The 19911-nt window shown below is 55.9% G+C and carries 22 protein-coding genes and 1 pseudogene; 19 read left to right on the plus strand and 4 right to left on the minus strand.

Annotated features, from left to right (window positions below; all coding sequences use genetic code 11):
• The first annotated feature begins 30 nt into the window (after window positions 1–30).
• Window positions 31–1518, plus strand: coding sequence for an alpha-amylase (amyA, locus tag AC1MKH_RS15275; RefSeq protein WP_327621868.1), 1488 nt, complete (start codon window positions 31–33; stop codon window positions 1516–1518).
• A 106-nt stretch (window positions 1519–1624) separates the two neighbouring features.
• Here amyA and yedD read toward each other — a convergent pair.
• Window positions 1625–2035 (minus strand): annotated as a pseudogene (yedD, locus tag AC1MKH_RS15280) (lipoprotein YedD); the annotation flags it as partial.
• Between the two features lie 181 nt (window positions 2036–2216).
• Between yedD and yedE the strand changes: the two are divergent.
• Together yedE and yedF are read left to right on the plus strand one after the other, a co-directional pair.
• Window positions 2217–3431: a selenium metabolism membrane protein YedE/FdhT gene (gene yedE / locus AC1MKH_RS15285; protein WP_149462201.1), complete on the plus strand. Its 1215-nt coding sequence runs from the start codon at window positions 2217–2219 to the stop codon at window positions 3429–3431.
• On the plus strand, window positions 3428–3661 hold the full coding sequence (gene yedF / locus AC1MKH_RS15290; protein ID WP_108475236.1) for a sulfurtransferase-like selenium metabolism protein YedF: 234 nt from the start codon (window positions 3428–3430) through the stop codon (window positions 3659–3661). The genes yedE and yedF overlap by 4 nt, the downstream gene beginning before the upstream one ends.
• Before the next feature lie 141 nt (window positions 3662–3802).
• Here yedF and fliE read toward each other — a convergent pair whose 3' ends face one another.
• The gene (fliE, locus tag AC1MKH_RS15295) at window positions 3803–4114 is read right to left on the minus strand and encodes a flagellar hook-basal body complex protein FliE (protein ID WP_015963950.1); all 312 of its coding nucleotides are present in this window, start codon (window positions 4112–4114) and stop codon (window positions 3803–3805) included.
• A gap of 213 nt (window positions 4115–4327) precedes the next feature.
• On the opposite strand from fliE, the gene fliF reads away from it, so the two are divergent.
• From fliF to rcsA, 14 genes are all read left to right on the plus strand, one after another.
• Entirely contained in the window at window positions 4328–5989 is a 1662-nt protein-coding gene (fliF, locus tag AC1MKH_RS15300; RefSeq protein ID WP_276220372.1) for a flagellar basal-body MS-ring/collar protein FliF, read from the plus strand.
• Window positions 5982–6977: a flagellar motor switch protein FliG gene (gene fliG, locus AC1MKH_RS15305; RefSeq protein WP_015963948.1), complete on the plus strand. Its 996-nt coding sequence runs from the start codon at window positions 5982–5984 to the stop codon at window positions 6975–6977. The genes fliF and fliG overlap by 8 nt, the downstream gene beginning before the upstream one ends.
• Window positions 6970–7665: a flagellar assembly protein FliH gene (gene fliH / locus AC1MKH_RS15310; RefSeq protein ID WP_276220373.1), complete on the plus strand. Its 696-nt coding sequence runs from the start codon at window positions 6970–6972 to the stop codon at window positions 7663–7665. The genes fliG and fliH overlap by 8 nt, the downstream gene beginning before the upstream one ends.
• A complete protein-coding gene (gene fliI, locus AC1MKH_RS15315) occupies window positions 7665–9035 on the plus strand; it encodes a flagellar protein export ATPase FliI (protein ID WP_276220374.1) in 1371 nt (456 codons plus the stop codon). The genes fliH and fliI overlap by 1 nt, the downstream gene beginning before the upstream one ends.
• Window positions 9036–9056: 21 nt before the next feature.
• Window positions 9057–9503 carry a flagellar export protein FliJ gene (fliJ, locus tag AC1MKH_RS15320; RefSeq protein ID WP_276220375.1) on the plus strand — a complete coding sequence of 149 codons (447 nt, stop codon included), beginning with the start codon at window positions 9057–9059 and terminating at the stop codon, window positions 9501–9503.
• Complete coding sequence (locus tag AC1MKH_RS15325) at window positions 9496–10638, plus strand: flagellar hook-length control protein FliK (protein ID WP_276220376.1); 1143 nt, start codon at window positions 9496–9498, stop codon at window positions 10636–10638. Before fliJ ends, AC1MKH_RS15325 begins: the two co-directional genes overlap by 8 nt.
• Before the next feature lie 106 nt (window positions 10639–10744).
• Window positions 10745–11212 carry a flagellar basal body-associated protein FliL gene (fliL, locus tag AC1MKH_RS15330; protein WP_276220377.1) on the plus strand — a complete coding sequence of 156 codons (468 nt, stop codon included), beginning with the start codon at window positions 10745–10747 and terminating at the stop codon, window positions 11210–11212.
• A 4-nt stretch (window positions 11213–11216) separates the two neighbouring features.
• Window positions 11217–12221, plus strand: a complete 1005-nt coding sequence (gene fliM / locus AC1MKH_RS15335) for a flagellar motor switch protein FliM (protein WP_276220378.1) — start codon at window positions 11217–11219, stop codon at window positions 12219–12221.
• On the plus strand, window positions 12218–12631 hold the full coding sequence (gene fliN / locus AC1MKH_RS15340; protein WP_149462261.1) for a flagellar motor switch protein FliN: 414 nt from the start codon (window positions 12218–12220) through the stop codon (window positions 12629–12631). Before fliM ends, fliN begins: the two co-directional genes overlap by 4 nt.
• A gap of 2 nt (window positions 12632–12633) precedes the next feature.
• Window positions 12634–13017, plus strand: a complete 384-nt coding sequence (fliO, locus tag AC1MKH_RS15345) for a flagellar biosynthetic protein FliO (protein WP_276220379.1) — start codon at window positions 12634–12636, stop codon at window positions 13015–13017.
• Window positions 13017–13754: a flagellar type III secretion system pore protein FliP gene (fliP, locus tag AC1MKH_RS15350; protein ID WP_276220380.1), complete on the plus strand. Its 738-nt coding sequence runs from the start codon at window positions 13017–13019 to the stop codon at window positions 13752–13754. Before fliO ends, fliP begins: the two co-directional genes overlap by 1 nt.
• Before the next feature lie 12 nt (window positions 13755–13766).
• Window positions 13767–14036 carry a flagellar biosynthesis protein FliQ gene (gene fliQ / locus AC1MKH_RS15355; RefSeq protein ID WP_007371488.1) on the plus strand — a complete coding sequence of 90 codons (270 nt, stop codon included), beginning with the start codon at window positions 13767–13769 and terminating at the stop codon, window positions 14034–14036.
• A gap of 5 nt (window positions 14037–14041) precedes the next feature.
• Window positions 14042–14836 (plus strand): flagellar biosynthetic protein FliR, encoded by a 795-nt coding sequence (fliR, locus tag AC1MKH_RS15360; protein WP_276220381.1) that lies wholly within the window; start codon window positions 14042–14044, stop codon window positions 14834–14836.
• A gap of 278 nt (window positions 14837–15114) precedes the next feature.
• Complete coding sequence (gene rcsA / locus AC1MKH_RS15365) at window positions 15115–15738, plus strand: transcriptional regulator RcsA (protein WP_276220382.1); 624 nt, start codon at window positions 15115–15117, stop codon at window positions 15736–15738.
• Between the two features lie 46 nt (window positions 15739–15784).
• On the opposite strand, the gene dsrB is transcribed toward rcsA, so the two are convergent.
• Window positions 15785–15973 (minus strand): protein DsrB, encoded by a 189-nt coding sequence (gene dsrB / locus AC1MKH_RS15370; RefSeq protein WP_015963935.1) that lies wholly within the window; start codon window positions 15971–15973, stop codon window positions 15785–15787.
• An 813-nt stretch (window positions 15974–16786) separates the two neighbouring features.
• Here dsrB and AC1MKH_RS15375 point away from each other — a divergent pair.
• Entirely contained in the window at window positions 16787–16996 is a 210-nt protein-coding gene (locus AC1MKH_RS15375; protein ID WP_015963934.1) for a YodD family protein, read from the plus strand.
• Window positions 16997–17290: 294 nt separating this feature from the next.
• Window positions 17291–18103, plus strand: coding sequence for a mannosyl-3-phosphoglycerate phosphatase-related protein (locus AC1MKH_RS15380; protein ID WP_276220383.1), 813 nt, complete (start codon window positions 17291–17293; stop codon window positions 18101–18103).
• On the opposite strand, the gene dgcQ is transcribed toward AC1MKH_RS15380, so the two are convergent.
• Window positions 18100–19788: a cellulose biosynthesis regulator diguanylate cyclase DgcQ gene (gene dgcQ / locus AC1MKH_RS15385; RefSeq protein WP_276220384.1), complete on the minus strand. Its 1689-nt coding sequence runs from the start codon at window positions 19786–19788 to the stop codon at window positions 18100–18102. The two genes, AC1MKH_RS15380 and dgcQ, sit on opposite strands and share 4 nt — an antisense overlap.
• Between the last annotated feature and the right edge of the window lie 123 nt (window positions 19789–19911).

Here is a 19911-nt window from a genome sequence, read left to right on the forward strand (position 1 = left end):
TACTTGTGTCGCCTTTCACGGAGAACAGGTATGCGCAACCCCACCCTCTTGCAGTGCTTTCACTGGTATTACCCCACGGGCGGCGAATTATGGCCCGAAGTTGAGGCGCTTGCGCCGAATCTGAATGAAATTGGTATCAATATGATCTGGCTGCCACCCGCCTATAAAGGCGCTTCCGGCGGCTATTCCGTGGGCTATGACAGCTACGACCTGTTCGATTTAGGCGAGTTTGATCAGAAAGGCACCGTTGCCACCAAATATGGTGATAAAGGCCAGCTGCTGGCGGCCATCGATGCGCTGAAAAAAAACGACATTGCCGTACTGCTGGACGTGGTGGTGAACCACAAAATGGGGGCGGATGAGAAAGAGCGCATTCGCGTGCAGCGGGTTAACGAAGACGATCGCACGCAGATCGATGAAGAGATCGTCGAATGTGAAGCCTGGACGCGCTACACCTTCCCTGTTCGCGCCGGGCAATATTCAAAATTTATCTGGGATTACAAATGCTTCAGCGGGGTCGATCATATTGAAGATCCCACGGAAGACGGCATTTTTAAAATCGTCAACGACTATACCGGCGAAGGCTGGAACGATCAGGTTGATGACGAGATGGGTAACTTTGATTACCTGATGGGCGAAAATATCGATTTTCGTAATCACGCGGTCACCGAAGAGATTAAATACTGGGCGCGCTGGGTGATGGATCAAACCCACTGCGACGGTTTTCGTCTCGACGCGGTAAAACATATTCCGGCCTGGTTCTATAAAGAGTGGATTGAGCACGTTCAGGAAGTGGCGCCCAAACCGCTGTTTATTGTGGCCGAATACTGGTCGCATGAAGTGGACAAACTGCAACAGTATATCGATCAGGTCGACGGCCAGACGATGCTGTTCGATGCGCCATTGCAGATGCATTTCCATGAAGCCTCACGCATGGGCGCGGATTACGACATGAGCCAGATTTTCACCGGCACGCTGGTGGAAGCCGATCCCTTCCACGCGGTGACGCTGGTCGCCAATCACGATACCCAACCGCTTCAGGCGCTGGAGGCTCCGGTTGAAGCCTGGTTTAAACCGCTGGCCTATGCACTGATCCTGCTGCGGGAAAACGGCGTGCCTTCCGTCTTTTATCCCGATCTTTTCGGCGCGCACTACGAAGATACGGGTGGCGACGGCGACACTTACACCATCGATATGCCGGTGATTGAACAACTGCATGAACTAATCGACGCTCGCCAGCGCTTCGCCCACGGCGTACAAACCCTGTGGTTCGATCATCCCAATTGTATCGCCTTCAGCCGCAGTGGCACTGACGACGCGCCGGGTTGCGTGGTGGTCATGTCTAACGGCGACGATGGCGAGAAAGCCATTACGCTTGGCGAAAATTACGGCAACAAACGCTGGAAGGATTTCCTCAATAACCGGGAAGAAATTGTTGAGACCGACGACGCGGGCAGCGCAACCTTCACCTGTAAGGGGGGAAGCGTCAGCGTGTGGGTACTGGAGGACGTGCTGTAAAACGTACCCGGCGGGAGAACCGCCGGGATAACACTTATTTGATGGGAACGATATCCGCAGGCACGCTGCTGGATTGAGTTTCCGGCTGCGTGGCTGGCAGCTCTGTCGGTAACGCGCTCGCCAGCGGTTTTTTCTCCAGCGCGGCGATACACTCGATGGTTGGGCGATCGACGCGTTGTAACGTCATGCCATCATAGTCCAGCGTCCCGTTTTCGCGATCGACGGAATAGACATCGCGTTTTTCGGTCACGTTATACAGCTCATCCCCACGCAGCATCAGTTTGCCCGGCACGGCAATCGTACGCTGCCACTGACGGCAATCCAGCGTATCGCCATCGCGGGTGACGATTAAACTGCCGATGGCTTCCGGGCTGACCAGCGAACGCTGCGGCCCTTTCGTTTGCCAGTAACCAACCAGCCCTTCTGGCGCGGGCGCTTTCACCACGTCTTTATAGTTCTCGACCTGCACGCAGCCTGCCAGCGTCATCAGCGCGGCAACCATTGCTAATTTTTTCATGATTCATCCTGCACACGGAGAAAAAAATATTGTGACATTATAGCCTTAAGCCCGCCACCCTTTCACGCCCGTTGTCTGAAATTGATCTGTTCGAGGTTTTACGCAAAAAGCATTCGCCAGATGAATAGAGCAGCGTAGAATTCCCGCTCTTTCGATCCTTCTGAGTTCAGAGGCTAGCACCATGACCTGGCAACACTTCAAACAGGCGTACCTGATCAAATTCTGGGCCCCTGCCCCGGCGGTTATCGCTGCCGGTATTCTCTCCACCTATTATTTTGGCATTACCGGCACCTTCTGGGCGGTGACTGGCGAATTCACCCGCTGGGGTGGACAACTGCTGCAACTGGCAGGCGTTCACGCTGAAGAGTGGGGATACTACAAACTCATTCACCTCGACGGCACCCCGCTGACCCGCATCGACGGCATGATGATTATCGGCATGTTCGGGGGCTGCTTTGCCGCCGCGCTGTGGGCCAATAACGTCAAACTGCGCATGCCACGCAGCCGCGTGCGTATCCTGCAGGCCATCATCGGCGGCGCGATTGCCGGTTTCGGCGCGCGTCTGGCGATGGGCTGTAATCTGGCGGCATTCTTCACCGGGATCCCTCAGTTCTCGCTGCACGCCTGGTTCTTCGCCGTGGCAACCGCGATCGGTTCCTGGTTCGGCGCGCGCTTCACCCTGCTGCCGCTGTTCCGCATTCCGGTAAAAATGCAGAAAGTCTCTGCCGCATCGCCGTTAACGCAAAAACCGGATCAGGCGCGTCGCCGCTTCCGTCTGGGCATGCTGGTGTTTATCGGCATCGTTGGCTGGGGGCTGTTTACCGCCATCGATAAACCCAAACTCGGCCTCGCGATGCTGTTCGGCGTCGGTTTTGGCCTGCTGATTGAACGCGCGCAAATCTGCTTTACCTCGGCCTTCCGCGATATGTGGATCACCGGGCGCACCCATATGGCGAAAGCGATTATCTTCGGTATGGCGGCCAGCGCTATCGGTATTTTCGGTTATGTTCAACTGGGAGCAGAAGCCAAAATCATGTGGGCGGGTCCGAATGCGGTGATCGGCGGTCTGCTGTTCGGCTTTGGCATTGTGCTGGCAGGCGGTTGCGAAACCGGCTGGATGTATCGCGCGGTGGAAGGTCAGGTACATTTCTGGTGGGTGGGCATTGGCAACGTCATCGGTTCAACTATTCTGGCCTACTACTGGGATGATATTTCCCCGGCACTGGCAACCAACTGGGATAAAGTCAACCTGCTCAATACCTTCGGCCCGACGGGCGGCCTGCTGGTGACTTACCTTCTGTTGTTTGCGGCGCTGATGCTGATCATCGGCTGGGAAAAACACTTCTTTAAACGCAAGAATCAGTCTGCCGTTGTCACGGCGAAGGAGATAGCATGAAAGATATCGTGCCTGATTACCGTCTGGATATGGTCGGCGAGCCGTGCCCGTACCCGGCAGTCGCCACGCTTGAAGCGATGCCGCAGCTGAAAAAAGGCGAAATTCTGGAAGTGGTCAGCGACTGCCCGCAGTCGATCAATAACATACCGCTGGACGCCCGCAACTACGGCTACACCGTGCTGGATATTCAGCAGGATGGGCCAACAATTCGCTATTTGATTCAGAAGTGAGTGGGTTTAGCCCCTCACCCCGGCCCTCTCCCACAGGGAGAGGGTGAAAAACGCAGGAAATTCAGCAACGTGCTCGATCGGTTCCCTCTCCCTGTGGGAGAGGGTTAGGGTGAGGGGACCCCGCGAGCACTCACCCATCAATTACACCTGCATGCCCATCACTTCCTGATACGCACTCACCATTTTATTCCTCACCTGAATGCCCATCTGTAACGACACGGATGATTTTTGCAGATCGGTCATAACATCATTCAGCGCCACGCCCGGTACGCCAAGGGTAAAGTTCTCCGCCTGGGTGCGTGCGGCGTTTTGCGTATCGCTGATGCGATCCAGAGCGGCGCTCAGTTGCCCGGCGAAGCTCACGGTTGACTGCGTATCAACCTGCTGATTCCGCGCCACATTGGCCGTCATTTGTAACTGTGACAGCACGCCCTCTATACCCTGAATTGCCATAACCCACCCCTGAAAATGTTAATGGAGCAGAGATTAGCATCTTGTCAATAAGATAAAGGCGTTAATTAGCGGCAAAAAAACGGGTTATTTGGACCATAGAAAATCCCGCGACAGCAAATAATGGCAGCGCTGTCATTTTGTGTTCGTCGCCCGGGAGTCTGCTTTGTTTTTGTACACATTTAACGCCATCTTTCAGGATTTACGAGGTGCGCAATGAGCGCGAACGCCACGACTACGCCGCAAACTAAAACGCTGGAGTGGGTCAGTCGCCTGCGCGCAAACCCGAAAATTCCGTTGATGGTGGCCAGCGCTGCCGCGGTGGCTATCGTTGTTGCGCTGGTGCTGTGGGCGAAAAGCCCGGACTACCGCACGCTGTTTAGCAACCTTTCCGATCAGGACGGCGGCGCCATTGTCAGCCAGTTAACGCAGATGAACGTCCCCTACCGCTTCGCGGATAACGGCGGCGCAATCGAAGTTCCTGCGGATAAAGTGCATGAACTTCGCCTGCGTCTGGCGCAGGCCGGTTTGCCAAAAGGCGGCGCGGTCGGTTTTGAATTGCTCGATCAAGAGAAGTTCGGCATCAGCCAGTTCAGCGAGCAGGTGAACTATCAGCGGGCGCTGGAGGGCGAGCTGTCGCGCACCATCGAAACCCTGGGGCCGGTGAAGAGCGCCCGCGTCCATTTAGCGATGCCCAAACCGTCGCTGTTCGTGCGTGAACAAAAATCCCCTTCTGCCTCCGTGACCGTCAATCTTGAACCGGGTCGCGCGCTCGACGAAGGGCAAATTTCCGCGGTGGTGCATCTGGTCTCCAGTTCCGTCGCCGGGCTGCCGCCAGGCAACGTTACGCTGGTCGATCAAAGCGGGCATCTGCTCACGCAATCCAATACCAATGCCCGTGATCTGAACGACGCACAGCTGAAATACGCCGCCGACGTTGAGAGCCGCGTGCAACGCCGCATCGAAGCCATTCTGGGGCCCATCGTGGGCAACAGTAACGTACACGCGCAGGTCACCGCGCAGATCGATTTTGATAATAAAGAGCAAACCGAAGAGCAGTACCGCCCGAACGGCGACGCCAGCCAGGCCGTGCTGCGTTCACGTCAGGTGAACGAGAGCGAGCAAATCGGCAGCCCGTACCCGGGTGGCGTGCCAGGCGCGCTGTCAAACTCCCCTGCGCCCGCGCCGTCAGCGCCGATTGCGACTCCGCCCGCCAATAGCACGACCCGCACCACCAGCACCCAGAGCAGCGGCGGGCCGCGAAACACACAGCGTAACGAAACCAGTAACTACGAAGTGGATCGCACCATTCGCCATACCAAACGCAACGTGGGCGACATCCAGCGTCTTTCCGTGGCGGTGGTGGTGAACTATCGCGCGCTGGCGGATGGCAAAACCCAGGCGCTCAGCGCCGAGCAAATGAAGCAAATTGACGATCTCACCCGCGAAGCGATGGGCTTTTCCAGCCAGCGCGGCGATACCCTCAATGTGGTCAACTCACCGTTCACCCAGTCGGAAGAAACCGGCGGTGAACTGCCATTCTGGCAACAGCAGTCGTTTATCGATCAGTTGATGTCGCTGGGCCGCTGGTTACTGGTGCTGTTAGTCGCCTGGCTGCTGTGGCGCAAAGCCGTGCGTCCACAGTTAATGCGCCGTCAGCAGGAGACGCAGGTCGCCGCCGAGCAAGCGCGCGTTGTCCAGGAAACGCAGGACGCGGTGGAAGTGCATCTCAGTAAAGATGAGCAACTCCAGCAGCGTCGCGCCAACCAGCGAATGGGGGCGGAAGTCATGAGCCAGCGTATTCGCGATATGTCTGATAACGATCCGCGCGTTGTCGCGCTGGTCATCCGCCAGTGGATGAATAACGATCATGAGTAAATTAAGCGGTGTAGATAAGAGCGTCATTCTGCTGATGACCATTGGCGAAGATCGCGCCGCCGAGGTGTTTAAGCACCTGTCGGCGCGCGAAGTGCAGCAGCTGAGTACCGCGATGGCCAATGTGAAGCAGATCTCCAATAAACAGCTTACCGAAGTGCTGGCGGAGTTTGAGCAGGAAGCCGAGCAGTACGCCGCGCTGAGCGTCAACGCCAACGAATATCTGCGCTCGGTGCTGGTGAAAGCGCTGGGCGAAGAGCGTGCCGCCAGCCTGCTGGAGGACATTCTCGAGACCCGCGAAACCGCCAGCGGCATCGAGACGCTCAACTTTATGGAGCCGCAGAGCGCCGCCGATATTATTCGCGACGAGCATCCGCAAATCATCGCCACCATCCTGGTCCACCTCAAGCGCGCGCAGGCCGCCGATATTCTGGCGCTGTTCGACGAGCGCCTGCGCCACGATGTGATGCTGCGTATCGCCACCTTCGGCGGCGTACAGCCTGCTGCGCTGGCGGAGCTGACTGAAGTGCTCAACGGTCTGCTTGATGGTCAGAATCTTAAGCGCAGCAAAATGGGCGGCGTAAGAACGGCGGCTGAAATTATTAACCTGATGAAAACCCAGCAGGAAGAAGCAGTTATCACCGCCGTGCGTGAATTCGACGGCGAGCTGGCGCAGAAAATTATCGACGAGATGTTCCTGTTCGAAAACCTGGTCGAGGTGGACGATCGCAGCATCCAGCGCCTGTTGCAGGAAGTGGACTCCGAATCGTTACTCATCGCCCTCAAAGGCGCAGAACCACCGCTGCGCGAGAAGTTCCTGCGCAATATGTCTCAGCGTGCCGCCGATATTCTGCGCGACGATCTCGCCAACCGTGGCCCTGTACGTCTGTCGCAGGTGGAGAACGAGCAGAAAGCGATTCTGCTGATTGTGCGTCGTCTGGCGGAAACCGGCGAGATGGTGATTGGCAGCGGAGACGACACCTATGTCTGATACCACGCCGTGGAAAGTCTGGCAGCCGGACGATCTCGCCCCGCCCTCAGAGGACGAGATATTCATCCCTGAGCAGGAACCCGACGCGGAAACGGTGACGCTTTCCGAAGAGGCGTTGCGACAGCAGCAACTGGCGCAAATTCAGATACAGGCCCATGAACAGGGCTATCAGGCGGGGTTGCAGGAAGGCCGCGCCGCCGGGCAGCAGCAGGGTTATCAGGACGGACTGGCGCAAGGGCTTGAACAAGGCCAGATGCAGGCGCAACAAGAGCAAGCCCCGCTCCATGCCCGCATGCAGCAACTGGTCAGCGAGTTCCAGCATACGCTGGATGCGATGGATAGCGTTATCGCCTCACGTTTGATGCAGATGGCGCTGGAAGCCGCCCGGCAAATCATCGGCGAGACCACGTCCATCGACAGTTCTGCGTTGATTAAACAGATTCAGGCGTTACTGCAACAGGAACCGTTGTTTAGCGGCAAACCGCAGCTGCGCGTAAACCCTGACGATCTTCCTCGCGTAGACGCGGTGCTGGGTGCCACCTTAAGCCTGCACGGCTGGCGGCTGCGAGGCGATCCGTCGTTACATCCTGGCGGCTGTAAAGTCAGCGCCGATGAAGGTGATCTTGATGCAAGCGTCGCCACCCGCTGGCAGGAACTCTGCCGTCTTGCCGCGCCGGGAGCCTGCTGATGACCGCGCGTCTCACTCGCTGGCTGACGACGCTGGATAACGTCGAAGCGCGCATCGCCCAGCTTCCCGCCGTACGTCGCTATGGACGCTTGACCCGCGCGACCGGGCTGGTGCTGGAAGCCACCGGTCTGCAACTGCCGCTCGGCGCGACCTGCATTATCGAGCGCCAGCTTGGCGCAGAAACGCAGGAAGTGGAAAGCGAAGTGGTGGGCTTCAACGGTCAGCGCCTGTTTCTGATGCCGCTGGAAGAAGTGGAAGGCATTTTGCCCGGCGCGCGCGTCTATGCGCGTAATGCCTCCGGCGACGGGTTACAAAGCGGCAAACAATTACCGCTCGGCCCTGCGCTGCTGGGGCGCGTGCTTGACGGCAGCGGCAAACCGCTCGACGGCCTGCCCGCACCGGAGACCACCGAAACCGGTGCGCTCATTACCCCCCCGTTTAACCCGCTCCAGCGCACGCCGATTGAACATGTGCTGGATACCGGCGTGCGGCCCATCAACGCCCTGCTCACCGTCGGTCGCGGGCAGCGTATGGGGCTGTTTGCAGGCTCCGGCGTCGGCAAAAGTGTGCTGCTGGGGATGATGGCGCGCTACACCCAGGCGGATGTGATTGTGGTTGGCCTGATTGGCGAGCGCGGACGCGAAGTGAAAGATTTTATCGAGAACATTCTCGGTAGCGAAGGCCGGGCCCGCTCGGTGGTGATCGCCGCTCCGGCGGATGTGTCGCCGCTGCTGCGTATGCAGGGCGCGGCCTATGCCACCCGCGTGGCGGAAGATTTCCGCGATCGCGGCCTGCACGTGCTGCTGATTATGGACTCCCTCACCCGCTACGCGATGGCGCAGCGCGAAATTGCCCTGGCGATTGGCGAGCCGCCCGCCACCAAAGGCTACCCGCCTTCCGTTTTTGCCAAACTGCCCGCGCTGGTTGAACGCGCCGGGAACGGCATCAGCGGTGGCGGTTCAGTGACCGCATTTTATACGGTGCTGACCGAAGGCGACGATCAACAGGACCCCATCGCCGATTCGGCGCGCGCCATTCTCGACGGGCATATTGTGTTATCGCGCAGGCTGGCGGAGGCCGGGCACTACCCTGCCATCGATATTGAAGCCTCGATCAGTCGCGCCATGACCGCGCTTATCAGCGAGCCGCACTACGCCCGCGTACGTCATTTCAAACAGCTGCTCTCCAGCTTCCAGCGTAACCGCGATCTGGTGAGCGTTGGCGCTTACGCCAAAGGCAGCGACCCGATGCTGGATCGCGCCATCGCCCTGTGGCCGCAGCTGGAAGCATTTTTGCAGCAGGGCATTCTGGAAAAAGCCGACTGGGAGAGTTCTCTTCAGGGGCTTGAGCGAATTTTCCCGTCAACCTGATGAAGCAGGAGGTACCGCAAGATGGCGCAACAAGGTGCATTGGCCACGCTCAAAGAGCTGGCGGAAAACGAGGTGGATACCGCCGCGCTTAAGCTCGGCGAAATGCGTCGTGGTTTTCAGAAAGTAGAAGAACAATTGCAGATGCTGATGGATTACCAGCTCGAATATCAAAACAACCTCAACAGCGACATGAGTCAGGGGATTGCCAGCCTGCGCTGGCGAAACTATCAGCAATTTATTCAGACGCTGGAAAGTGCGATTGAACAACATCGCCAGCAGTTGCTGCAATGGAATAATAAAGTTGAGCAAGCGCTGACCTTCTGGCGCGAGAAAAAACAGCGTCTTCAGGCGTGGGAGACGTTGCAGGAGCGCCAGGCCAGCGCCGCGCTGCTGGCGGAGAACCGCCTCGACCAGAAAAAGATGGATGAATTTGCCCAGCGCGCCACGTTGAGGAACCGCAATGATTAACATGCTCACACTTTTAGCCCCGGACGTCGAGAGCGGCACGCCGGGTATTTCCACGCAGGCGGGCGGCGAGGCGGATTTTCTCAGCCTGCTCAGCGATGCGCTGGGGAGTGAAAATAGCAAATCGCTGAAAAGCCTGACCGCCGCCCTTTCTCAGGAGCCGGCGGACGCAAAAACCACGGCAAAAACCTCCATTACCGAGTGGCTGTTACAGCAGGAGACGGCAAAGATTCCAGTCGAACTGCCGGACGGTACGACAACGGATACGCAGACGCTGCTCAGCCAATTGGCCTCGCATCTGAAAAGCGATGTTCAGAGCACCAAACCGCAGGAGGATAGCGATGACGACGAAACCGTTAGCGACGCATCGCTTGCCGGGATGAGCGCGCTGATGGCCATGCTGCCAACGGTGCAACCTGCACAACCAACGACGGTCACCGCAGGCACTAACATGCCCATCCTGAACGGTGTCTCAGAACGCGGCGGTGATAAATCTTTTGCTCAGCACGCCACCAGCAACGATACCGCGCAGCCACTCGCCAGCAGTGAACTGCCCGCCGCCGCACAAAGCGCGCCGCAGCTGGCGCCAATTGCCCTGAAAGCAGAAGCCGACAGCACACCAACCGCATCGGCTCCCACGGCAACGTTCTCCGGGTTGGTCAGTGTCGCCGCACAAACTACGCCTGCATTACCGGCCCCAACCGTACAGGCTCCACTCGGTTCGCCGGACTGGCAGCAGAGCGTCAGCCAGCACATCACCCTGTTCACACGTCAGGGGCAGCAGACAGCGGAACTGCGTCTGCACCCGGAAGATCTCGGTCAGGTGCATATCTCGCTTAAGCTCGACGATAACCAGGCGCAGATTCAAATGGTGTCGCCACACAGCCACGTGCGCGCCGCGCTGGAAGCCGCGTTACCAGTGCTTCGCGCACAACTTGCCGATAACGGCATTCAGCTTGGACAAAGCAATATCAGCAGCGAGAGTTTTGCCGGGCAGCAGCAGCAACAACACGCTTCGGGCCAGCAGTCGGCCTGGCGCGGCGCGGCATCCGGGGATGACGAGGATGATACGTTGATCGCCCCTGCTGCGTTGCAATCCACCGCTCGCGGCGATGGCAGAGTCGACATTTTTGCCTAAACGCCAGAGGTAGCGTGATTATTCCCGTCTTTTCCACGCTTTGACCCGCGCGGGAGTCGGGATAATCACACGATAAGCAGTATATGCAACAGGAAGACCGCATCAGATGACCGACACCGCTATCACCAAAAACCGCAAACGCGCCATTTGGCTGCCGCTGCTGATCCTCGTGACGCTCGCCGCCGTGGCGACCGCCGGTTACAGCTACTGGCGGATGCAGCAGCACAGCACCACGAAAAGCAAAACCGAGACGCCGCCCCCTGCCGCGCCGGTCTTTTTCGCGCTGGATACCTTTACGGTGAATCTTGGCGATGCGGATCGTGTGCTTTATCTCGGCATTACGTTGCGTCTGAAAGATGAAGCGACGCGCGCACGTCTGAGTGAATATCTGCCGGAAGTGCGCAGTCGTCTTTTACTGCTGCTTTCTCGCCAGGACGCCACGCAGCTGGCGACCGATGCCGGGAAGCGAAAACTGGCCGCCGCCATTAAAGAGACGTTGAGCACGCCGCTTATTGCCGGTCAGCCAAAGCAGGACGTGACTGACGTTCTCTACACCGCCTTTATTCTGCGATAACCTCATGGGCGATAGCATTCTTTCACAGGCCGAAATCGACGCCCTGCTCAACGGCGACAGCGATAATCGCGATGAGCCGCAGGCAGGCGTGGCGGGCGAAAACGACATTCGCCCTTACGATCCCAACACCCAGCGTCGTGTGGTGCGCGAGCGTTTGCAGGCGCTGGAGATCATCAACGAACGCTTTGCGCGTCAGTTCCGCATGGGGCTGTTTAACCTGCTGCGTCGCAGCCCGGATATTACGGTCGGGGCGATTAAAATCCAGCCGTATCATGAGTTTGCGCGCAATCTCCCCGTGCCGACAAACCTGAATCTGATCCACCTGAAACCGCTACGTGGCACCGGGCTGTTCGTGTTCTCGCCGAGTCTGGTGTTTATCGCCGTGGATAACTTGTTCGGAGGCGACGGTCGTTTCCCAACCAAGGTTGAAGGCCGTGAGTTTACCCATACGGAACAGCGCGTTATTAACCGCATGCTGAAGCTGGCGCTCGAAGGCTACCGCGACGCGTGGAAAGCGATTAACCCGCTGGAAGTCGAATATGTGCGCTCCGAGATGCAGGTTAAATTCACCAATATCACCACCTCGCCCAACGACATTGTGGTCAACACGCCCTTCCACGTTGAAATCGGCAACCTGACCGGCGAATTCAATATCTGCCTGCCGTTCAGCATGATCGAACCGCTGCGTGAACTGCTGGTAAATCCGCCGCTGGAAAACTCGCGCAGTGAAGATCAAAACTGGCGCGAAAATCTGGTGCGCCAGGTGCAACACTCCGAACTGGAGCTGGTGGCAAACTTTGCCGACATTTCACTGCGACTGTCGCAGATCCTGAAGCTAAAACCCGGAGATGTGCTGCCAATTGAGAAACCTGACCGCATTATCGCGCACGTCGATGGCGTGCCGGTGCTGACCAGCCAGTACGGTACGGTGAAAGGACAATATGCTTTGCGCGTCGAACACCTGATTAACCCGATTTTGAATTCGTTGAATGAGGAACAGCCCAAATGAGTGATATGAATAACCCGTCCGACGAGAATACCGGCGCAATGGACGATCTGTGGGCTGAAGCGTTGAATGAACAACAATCCACCAGCAGCAAAAGTGCGGCCGATGCCGTGTTCCAGCAACTGGGCGGCGGCGACGTCAGCGGTACGTTGCAGGATATCGATTTGATTATGGATATCCCGGTCAAGCTGACCGTTGAACTGGGCCGCACCCGCATGACTATCAAAGAATTGCTACGTCTGACGCAGGGTTCCGTGGTGGCATTGGATGGCCTGGCAGGCGAACCGCTGGATATCCTGATTAACGGCTATCTGATTGCCCAGGGCGAAGTGGTGGTAGTGGCGGACAAATATGGCGTGCGCATCACCGACATCATTACGCCGTCCGAGCGCATGCGTCGCCTGAGCCGCTAATCATGAAAAGCCCGACCCATGCCACCGTCACGCACGCGTCTGCGCCCGATGCCTCACCGCTGATTCAGGTGAGCGGCGCATTGCTCGGTATTATTTTGCTGATCCTCGCGGGGGCATGGATTGCCAAACGTTTTGGCCTCGGCGGCACTCACGTGCGAGGTATGCAGGGTCTGAAAGTCAGCGCCAGCGCCTCGTTAGGCCAACGCGAGCGCGTGGTGATGGTGAACGTGGAAGATGCGCGACTGGTGCTGGGCGTCACCGCCAATCAGGTCACCCTGCTGCACACGCTGCCGCCCGCGCCAGCGGATACTCACACGACGCAGCCTGCTACCGCCGATTTTTCGTCATTGATGAAAAATGTTCTCAAGCGTTCCGGGAGATCCTGATGCGCCGCATTTTCGTTGTCCTCATCTCCACGCTGTTGTTGCTCTCGCCTGCTGCCTTTGCGCAGCTACCGGGGCTGGTCAGCCAGCCATTACCGGGCGGCGGTCAAAGCTGGTCGCTGCCGGTACAGACGCTGGTGTTTATCACCTCGTTGACGTTTATTCCGGCCATTTTGCTGATGATGACCAGTTTCACGCGCATCATTATCGTCTTCGGTCTGCTGCGCAACGCGCTGGGCACTCCCTCTGCGCCACCGAATCAGGTGCTATTGGGGCTGGCGCTGTTTCTGACCTTTTTTATTATGTCGCCGGTCATCGATAAGATTTACACCGATGCCTATCAGCCCTTCAGCGAAGACAAAATTTCGTTGCAGGAAGCGATGGATAAAGGTTCACAGCCGCTACGCGAGTTTATGCTGCGTCAGACGCGTGAAGCCGATTTGGCGCTGTTTGCGCGTCTGGCGAACAGTGCGCCCATTGAAGGCCCGGAAGCGGTGCCGCTGCGCATTCTGCTGCCTGCTTACGTGACCAGCGAGCTGAAAACCGCCTTCCAGATTGGCTTCACCATTTTTATTCCGTTCCTGATTATCGATCTGGTGATCGCCAGCGTATTAATGGCGCTGGGGATGATGATGGTACCGCCCGCCACGATCGCCCTGCCGTTTAAGCTGATGCTGTTCGTGCTTGTCGACGGCTGGCAGCTACTGGTGGGTTCGCTGGCGCAAAGTTTTTACAGTTAACAGGAACCCGCCATGACACCTGAATCCGTGATGATGATGGGCACCGAAGCGATGAAAGTCGCACTGGCGCTGGCTGCGCCGCTTCTGCTGGTGGCGCTGATTACGGGGCTGGTTATCAGTATTTTGCAGGCGGCGACGCAGATTAACGAAATGACGCTCTCATTCATTCCTAAAATCATCGCCGTGTTTATCGCTATCGTGGTCGCCGGGCCGTGGATGCTCAACCTGCTACTTGATTACGTACGCACCTTGTTCAATAACATCCCGTATATCATCGGCTAATCCTGATGCTCAATATCACCAGCGACCAGTGGGTCCACTGGATAAGTCTCTATTTCTGGCCGCTGCTGCGTGTGCTGGCGCTGATTACTACAGCCCCGATATTAAGCGAACGCACCGTACCTAAACGCGTCAAACTGGGGCTCGGGCTGGTGATAACCGTGGTTATCGCCCCCGCCATTCCGGTACCGGATGTTCCGCTTTTTTCGCCTAACGCCCTTTGGCTGGCGCTTCAGCAAATCCTGATTGGCATTGCGCTGGGGTTTACCATGCAATTCGCCTTTGCCGCCGTGCGTACCGCCGGGGAGATTATCGGCCTGCAAATGGGGTTGTCGTTTGCGACCTTTGTCGATCCTGGCAGCAACCTGAATATGCCCGTACTGGCGCGAATTATGGATATGCTCGCCATGCTGCTGTTTTTGGTTTTTAACGGCCATTTATGGCTGATTTCGCTGCTGGTCGATACTTTTCACACCTTGCCCATTGGCGGTGAACCTCTTAACAGCAACGCCTTTCTGGCCCTTTCGCGGGCTGGCGGACTCATCTTCCTCAATGGCCTGATGCTGGCACTTCCGGTCATTACGCTGCTGCTCACCGTTAACCTTGCATTAGGTATGCTTAATCGTATGGCGCCACAATTGTCCGTATTTGTGATCGGTTTCCCAGTCACATTAACTGTAGGGATATTATTAATGGCAGCGTTAATGCCACTTATTGCGCCTTTTTGCGAACATTTATTTAGCGAAATATTCAATCTTTTAGCGGATATTATCAGCGAGTTACCCCGGGTCAATTCTCCATAAATCCGCTCCCGTTATTGTAAGGAAATTCCTAAAAGGGAATTTATAAAACATCAACCAGGATATATCTGGCGCGGATTATTTGTTTTTACCCTACTCACATAACATAACATTTACTTTACTTTGAGAAGATTCCTGGCAAATTATACGTAACTTTACGGGATAGTTTAGGCCGCCTGATCGTCTTCGCTTGGTTCTTAGTTTTAATAATTTGCTCAGGCAGTTATGAAGTGTTCAGGCAAGAGGGTTAATTATCGTTACGCATTGAGTGAGGGTATGCCATGTCAACGATTATTATGGATCTATGCAGTTACACCCGGCTAGGATTGATAGGGTACTTGACGAGTCGAGGGGTTAAGAAGCGCGATATTGATAACGTCAGCGACGTTGACGGACTTGCGGCATTGTGTAGCACCCGCCGCCCGTCTGTGGTGTTCATTAATGAAGACTGTTTTATCCACGATGCACAGAGCAGTCAGCACATTAAACAAATCATTAATCAACACCCCAGAACGCTGTTTATCGTTTTTATGGCGATTGCAAATATCCATTTTGATGAATATTTACTGGTTAGGAGTAATCTGTTAATTAGCTCCAAATCGATCAAACCAGAAACCCTGGACGATATTTTAGGGAATTATCTGAAAAAAGAAACTGACAATGTAAAACAGATCAACATGTCGACATTATCGTTAAGTCGAACGGAATCGAGCATGTTACGGATGTGGATGTCGGGACAAGGAACGATTCAGATATCGGATCAAATGAATATTAAGGCCAAGACGGTATCGTCACATAAGGGTAATATCAAGAGGAAAATTAAAACGCATAATAAGCAAGTGATCTATCACGTTGTGCGTCTTGCTGAAAATGTCACCTCCGGCATTTACGTGAATATGCGTTAATGGCGACTTACTGGCGGATAACACCGCCAGTCAATTTTACCCCGATTCAGTCTACTTTCTCGACGAAAATACCGTCCGGGTGGCCATGTTCATTGAAAAACCAAATACCGAGCGGATAATCTTCCAGCGAGACCAGATACATTGTTCCTTCACTGAACTGCTCAATCGCCAGTACCACGCCCGATCGACGCGGGCCGCCATCCGTTTTGACCGTGACACGATCGTTTACCTGCATACGCAATCTCCTCAACGTTTCTGCCCAGTGTAGAACAAAACTCCCCCGCTGACAGTAATGCTGGTCAGTTAAGCGCAAAGTTCCGTTCACTTTATGTATTGCGCTACATGTAACATCAGCATCAGTGAACGGGCAAAGGGGGTCAACCGCGACCCCCTTCGCAATCCCCGCGGCCCCGCAGGGAAATCGGTGCTTCGCACTGCGCTCTCCTCCGAACTCCAGCCTGCGGCACGGCGAAACTCGACGTCCTGTCTCGGTTCGCCTCAGTCCGCCATCCATGGCGGACTGACCTTGTCTTCCATTCTCCGGCTCGCCGATTTCCAGCGGGGACTCGTCGGTTTCAGATACATTGGTTTTCGCTGTTAACTTAAAGGCCGCACCGCCGTTGGTGGCGTCAAAATCGCCGAAGCGTTCCCTGGAGGCCGGGGCAGCCCACATGGATGTGGGCTGAGGGCGCGGCTTTACAGGGATGTTACCTCGCGCCCGACCCGAAAGCCGTAAGGGATAAGCTGAGAGAACCGCGAAGCGGCGATTTTTCCGCCAAAGCCCGGGGGTGCAGGGGGCGGCGGCGATTGGCCGCCCCCTGCGTGCTCCCTGCGCCTGCACGATTTATATGGCATGGAGCCAGGAAGGAGCGCAACGGGAAGATGCTCTGAAAAGTGAATCAGCCCTTAACTGACCAGCCTTACCCCCGCTGACAGCGCCTTACTGCATAACTGCTGCTTTCTTCATCAATCACTCATCCGCTCATAAAATGAGCACATTGATAAATGCCGGGTATACTTATTATTGCACGGGCTGTAAGAGGTAGTGATGATGAACAATGCCAAAGCGACCCACGGCGTCAACGTTGATGCGCTGCTGGCAGCAATCAATGAAATCAGCGAAAGCGAAATCCATCGTGCCGCTGACGATCCCTATCATGTGAGCGTTGATGGCCGCGAATACCATACCTGGCGAGAACTGGCTGAAGCGTTTGAGCTGGATATTCACGACTTTAGCGTGAACGAAGTGAATCGCTGAAGATGGGGATAAAAAAATCCCGACGCTTGAGGAGTCGGGATCAAACTTGCATCTGCAAGAAGTCATCGAAAAATTCGTTACACCAGGAAATCTGATGTGGATGAAACATTATCTGCGTTTATATCCAATGACAAGATTTATTCACCAGACCGAACAATCCATTCACAGACAATGCATCGGTGTACTACGGCCGGCCCAGCATCCGACGCGGGTTGTCATCAGTTTTATCTCAATTATATCGTTTTATTATTTTGAGATTTTTCTTAATAGCAAAAGAGTACATAAGGAGACCTTATGTTTGATCGGCAACAACCGCTGGTTATCTTCACTGATTTGGATGGTACGCTGCTGGATAACCACACTTATGACTGGCAGCCGGCCGCCTCCTGGCTGATGCGTCTTAAACAGCGGGATGTGCCGGTTGTCCTGTGTAGCAGTAAAACTGCCGCAGAAATGATGCTTATTCAGAAAGAGATTGGTCTGGAAGGCCGCGCGTTTATTGCTGAGAACGGGGCAGTTATCCAGCTTGATGCAAAATGGCAGGATGACGAGTCCTGGCCACGCATCATTTGCGGGGCGACACATGCAGATATTCTTGGTGTCCTGCACCATCTTCGCGAACGGGAAGGCTATAAGTTTACCGCGATTTCCGATGTCGACGCGCAGGTGCTCAGCGAGTGGTCTGGTCTGAATGACAAACATGCGGCGCTGGCACGCCTTCAGGAGGCTTCTGAGACGCTTATCTGGCGCGATACCGATGAACGCATGGCCGCATTTTCCGCGACGTTACATCAGCTTGGGCTGCGTTTTATTCAGGGGGCGCGTTTCTGGCACGTGCTGGATGAGCAAAGCGGTAAGGCACAGGCGGTCAGTTTTCTGCGCCGCAGGATGCTACAACGGGAAGGTCACAGTCGCCTTTCCCTTGGTTTAGGTGACGGCCCTAACGATGCGGACCTGCTGGATAGCACCGATTACGCCGTGGTGGTGAAAAGCCTGAGCCGGGAAGGCATTCATTTAAAAAATGACGACCCGCAGCGGGTCTACCATACACAACTGCGTGGCCCGAGTGGCTGGGACGAGGGCCTCAGCCACTTCCTGGGTAATTAATCTTCGGCGCGCACCTGATTACGTCCGGCCTCTTTCGCCAGATAGAGGCGGCGATCGGCCACGGATTGCAGATAGGCAAAATCATAACGTTCCTGCTCATCGTCGCTGGCTGAAACCCCAACGGACGCGCTTACGCGGATGGTTTGCCCTTTCGACACCAGTATCTCACGGCGGTTAATACACTCGCGTATCCGCTCAGCTATCTCGCGCGCCTGAGCGAGCGTGGCGTTCGGCAGAACAACGCAGAACTCCTCTCCACCCACACGCCCGGCAATATCCCCTTCGCGTATTTTATTAGCAATTAAACGGGCGATATGTGCCAGCACGCGGTCGCCAGCCTGATGGCCATAGCGATCGTTAATCGATTTAAAATGATCGAGATCGAGTTGCAGAACCGCCAGCGGTTTTCCAGCCTGCCGACACTGTGCCGATGCCGTTGCCGCACGTTCGAACAATGCGCCACGGTTGTATAAACGCGTCAGTGCATCGTACCAGGCGCGCCATTGCAGGGACTCCTGCAATGTGGACATATTGCTCACCATTTGGCGAATAACCATCCACGAGAGAATCAGCATCCCGGTGAACAGCACCCACAGCAGGGTAAGCGCGATGCTGATACGCCCGAAATCGCCTTTTAGCCCCTCTTCCAGGCTATGAATGCGCAGCAGAACACCGTCAAAATTACGCAGCTTTTCCCAACTGATATAGCGCGTCATTTCGCGAAGACTACCGCGATTATTATCTTCATAGGCGCGAGCAAGCTGGGCCTGCACTTCCTGCGTGAGTGGCGTAACGCGAGGGTCGGACGAGGCAATGAGGTTCATCCGGCTATCGTACAGCTGGTACTCCCCTTCGGTTTCGCCCTCAACGGCGCGCAGTAAAAAATCGCCCATTTCTCTGACCGAAAGCTGTGCCGCCAGCACGCCAAACCAATAGTGCTGATAATTCAGCGGCACCGATGCCGTGACCATCTGCGCTTCATGCTGTTTATCGCTGGAGAATGAAGTGTACCAGCGTACACCGCGCCCCGGGTTCAAACGTTCAGACTGCTGTTGGAACCACGGGCTGGTCACCTGCTCATAAAACTGCTCGGTGATGTTGCGGGTTACCGGCTCGCTGCTCAGGAAAAATCCGGCCCGCGATACATACAGCATACGCGGTGAAAAGCGCGAGAGATGGTTTTTGGTAATGGTTGACAGTCGCAGCAGATAACCCAATTCGAGCGTAGCGGTGAATTCGTTAGTCACCAGCGGATTATCACGAGATAAGAGCTCAGACTGCTCGACAAAGGCATCCGACACGCCATTAAGCGGCAGAGTACGGCGGTTTTCCAGCGCGATATGCCAGTCTGGCTCATGGCGTTTGCGGGAGAATTCCGCTTCCGCATTACGCAAAACTTCAAACGCCAGCGGCGCCTGCAGCGCGGCTTGCATACCATGACGAAAAAAAAGCAGGCGATCGACGTTGAATTGCAGCTGCCCGTCCATCTCACGGGCAACGTTTTCCAGATTATTGCGCTGGCTGGAGATATAAGCCTCCTCCAGTACCACCGTTTCACGCCACGTCAGAATCGTTGAAAACAGCAGAACAACGCAAAAGCAGAGGTTTACCACTCTACCGGGTCGGGAGTGCTGGCTAAGCTTTCTCAACCAACCGGGGGATTTTTCGGGGGCTACGGGATGCACAAAGGCTCCCGGCAAAACTCCTGATGAAGAGACAACGTACTCACTCCTGAACGGAAAAACAGCTTTGAATTCATGATGTACAACAATCGAGGCACTGAGTCAAAAACGCCCGACCCATGCCGG

The sequence above is a fragment of the Pseudocitrobacter sp. CD920760 genome (assembly GCF_057782505.1).

What these genes read in the sequence shown, in the direction of transcription:
- AC1MKH_RS15380 (WP_276220383.1), top strand. Translation starts at nt 17,291, where the DNA reads ATGTTTGATCGGCAACAACCGCTGGTTATCTTCACTGATTTGGATGGT.
- dsrB (WP_015963935.1), bottom strand. Translation starts at nt 15,973, where the DNA reads ATGCAGGTAAACGATCGTGTCACGGTCAAAACGGATGGCGGCCCGCGT.
- yedF (WP_108475236.1), top strand. Translation starts at nt 3,428, where the DNA reads ATGAAAGATATCGTGCCTGATTACCGTCTGGATATGGTCGGCGAGCCG.
- AC1MKH_RS15375 (WP_015963934.1), top strand. Translation starts at nt 16,787, where the DNA reads ATGATGAACAATGCCAAAGCGACCCACGGCGTCAACGTTGATGCGCTG.
- fliI (WP_276220374.1), top strand. Translation starts at nt 7,665, where the DNA reads ATGACCGCGCGTCTCACTCGCTGGCTGACGACGCTGGATAACGTCGAA.
- rcsA (WP_276220382.1), top strand. Translation starts at nt 15,115, where the DNA reads ATGTCAACGATTATTATGGATCTATGCAGTTACACCCGGCTAGGATTG.
- fliJ (WP_276220375.1), top strand. Translation starts at nt 9,057, where the DNA reads ATGGCGCAACAAGGTGCATTGGCCACGCTCAAAGAGCTGGCGGAAAAC.
- fliF (WP_276220372.1), top strand. Translation starts at nt 4,328, where the DNA reads ATGAGCGCGAACGCCACGACTACGCCGCAAACTAAAACGCTGGAGTGG.
- AC1MKH_RS15325 (WP_276220376.1), top strand. Translation starts at nt 9,496, where the DNA reads ATGATTAACATGCTCACACTTTTAGCCCCGGACGTCGAGAGCGGCACG.
- fliM (WP_276220378.1), top strand. Translation starts at nt 11,217, where the DNA reads ATGGGCGATAGCATTCTTTCACAGGCCGAAATCGACGCCCTGCTCAAC.
- yedE (WP_149462201.1), top strand. Translation starts at nt 2,217, where the DNA reads ATGACCTGGCAACACTTCAAACAGGCGTACCTGATCAAATTCTGGGCC.
- fliE (WP_015963950.1), bottom strand. Translation starts at nt 4,114, where the DNA reads ATGGCAATTCAGGGTATAGAGGGCGTGCTGTCACAGTTACAAATGACG.
- fliN (WP_149462261.1), top strand. Translation starts at nt 12,218, where the DNA reads ATGAGTGATATGAATAACCCGTCCGACGAGAATACCGGCGCAATGGAC.
- fliP (WP_276220380.1), top strand. Translation starts at nt 13,017, where the DNA reads ATGCGCCGCATTTTCGTTGTCCTCATCTCCACGCTGTTGTTGCTCTCG.
- fliR (WP_276220381.1), top strand. Translation starts at nt 14,042, where the DNA reads ATGCTCAATATCACCAGCGACCAGTGGGTCCACTGGATAAGTCTCTAT.
- amyA (WP_327621868.1), top strand. Translation starts at nt 31, where the DNA reads ATGCGCAACCCCACCCTCTTGCAGTGCTTTCACTGGTATTACCCCACG.
- fliG (WP_015963948.1), top strand. Translation starts at nt 5,982, where the DNA reads ATGAGTAAATTAAGCGGTGTAGATAAGAGCGTCATTCTGCTGATGACC.
- fliQ (WP_007371488.1), top strand. Translation starts at nt 13,767, where the DNA reads ATGACACCTGAATCCGTGATGATGATGGGCACCGAAGCGATGAAAGTC.
- fliH (WP_276220373.1), top strand. Translation starts at nt 6,970, where the DNA reads ATGTCTGATACCACGCCGTGGAAAGTCTGGCAGCCGGACGATCTCGCC.
- fliO (WP_276220379.1), top strand. Translation starts at nt 12,634, where the DNA reads ATGAAAAGCCCGACCCATGCCACCGTCACGCACGCGTCTGCGCCCGAT.
- fliL (WP_276220377.1), top strand. Translation starts at nt 10,745, where the DNA reads ATGACCGACACCGCTATCACCAAAAACCGCAAACGCGCCATTTGGCTG.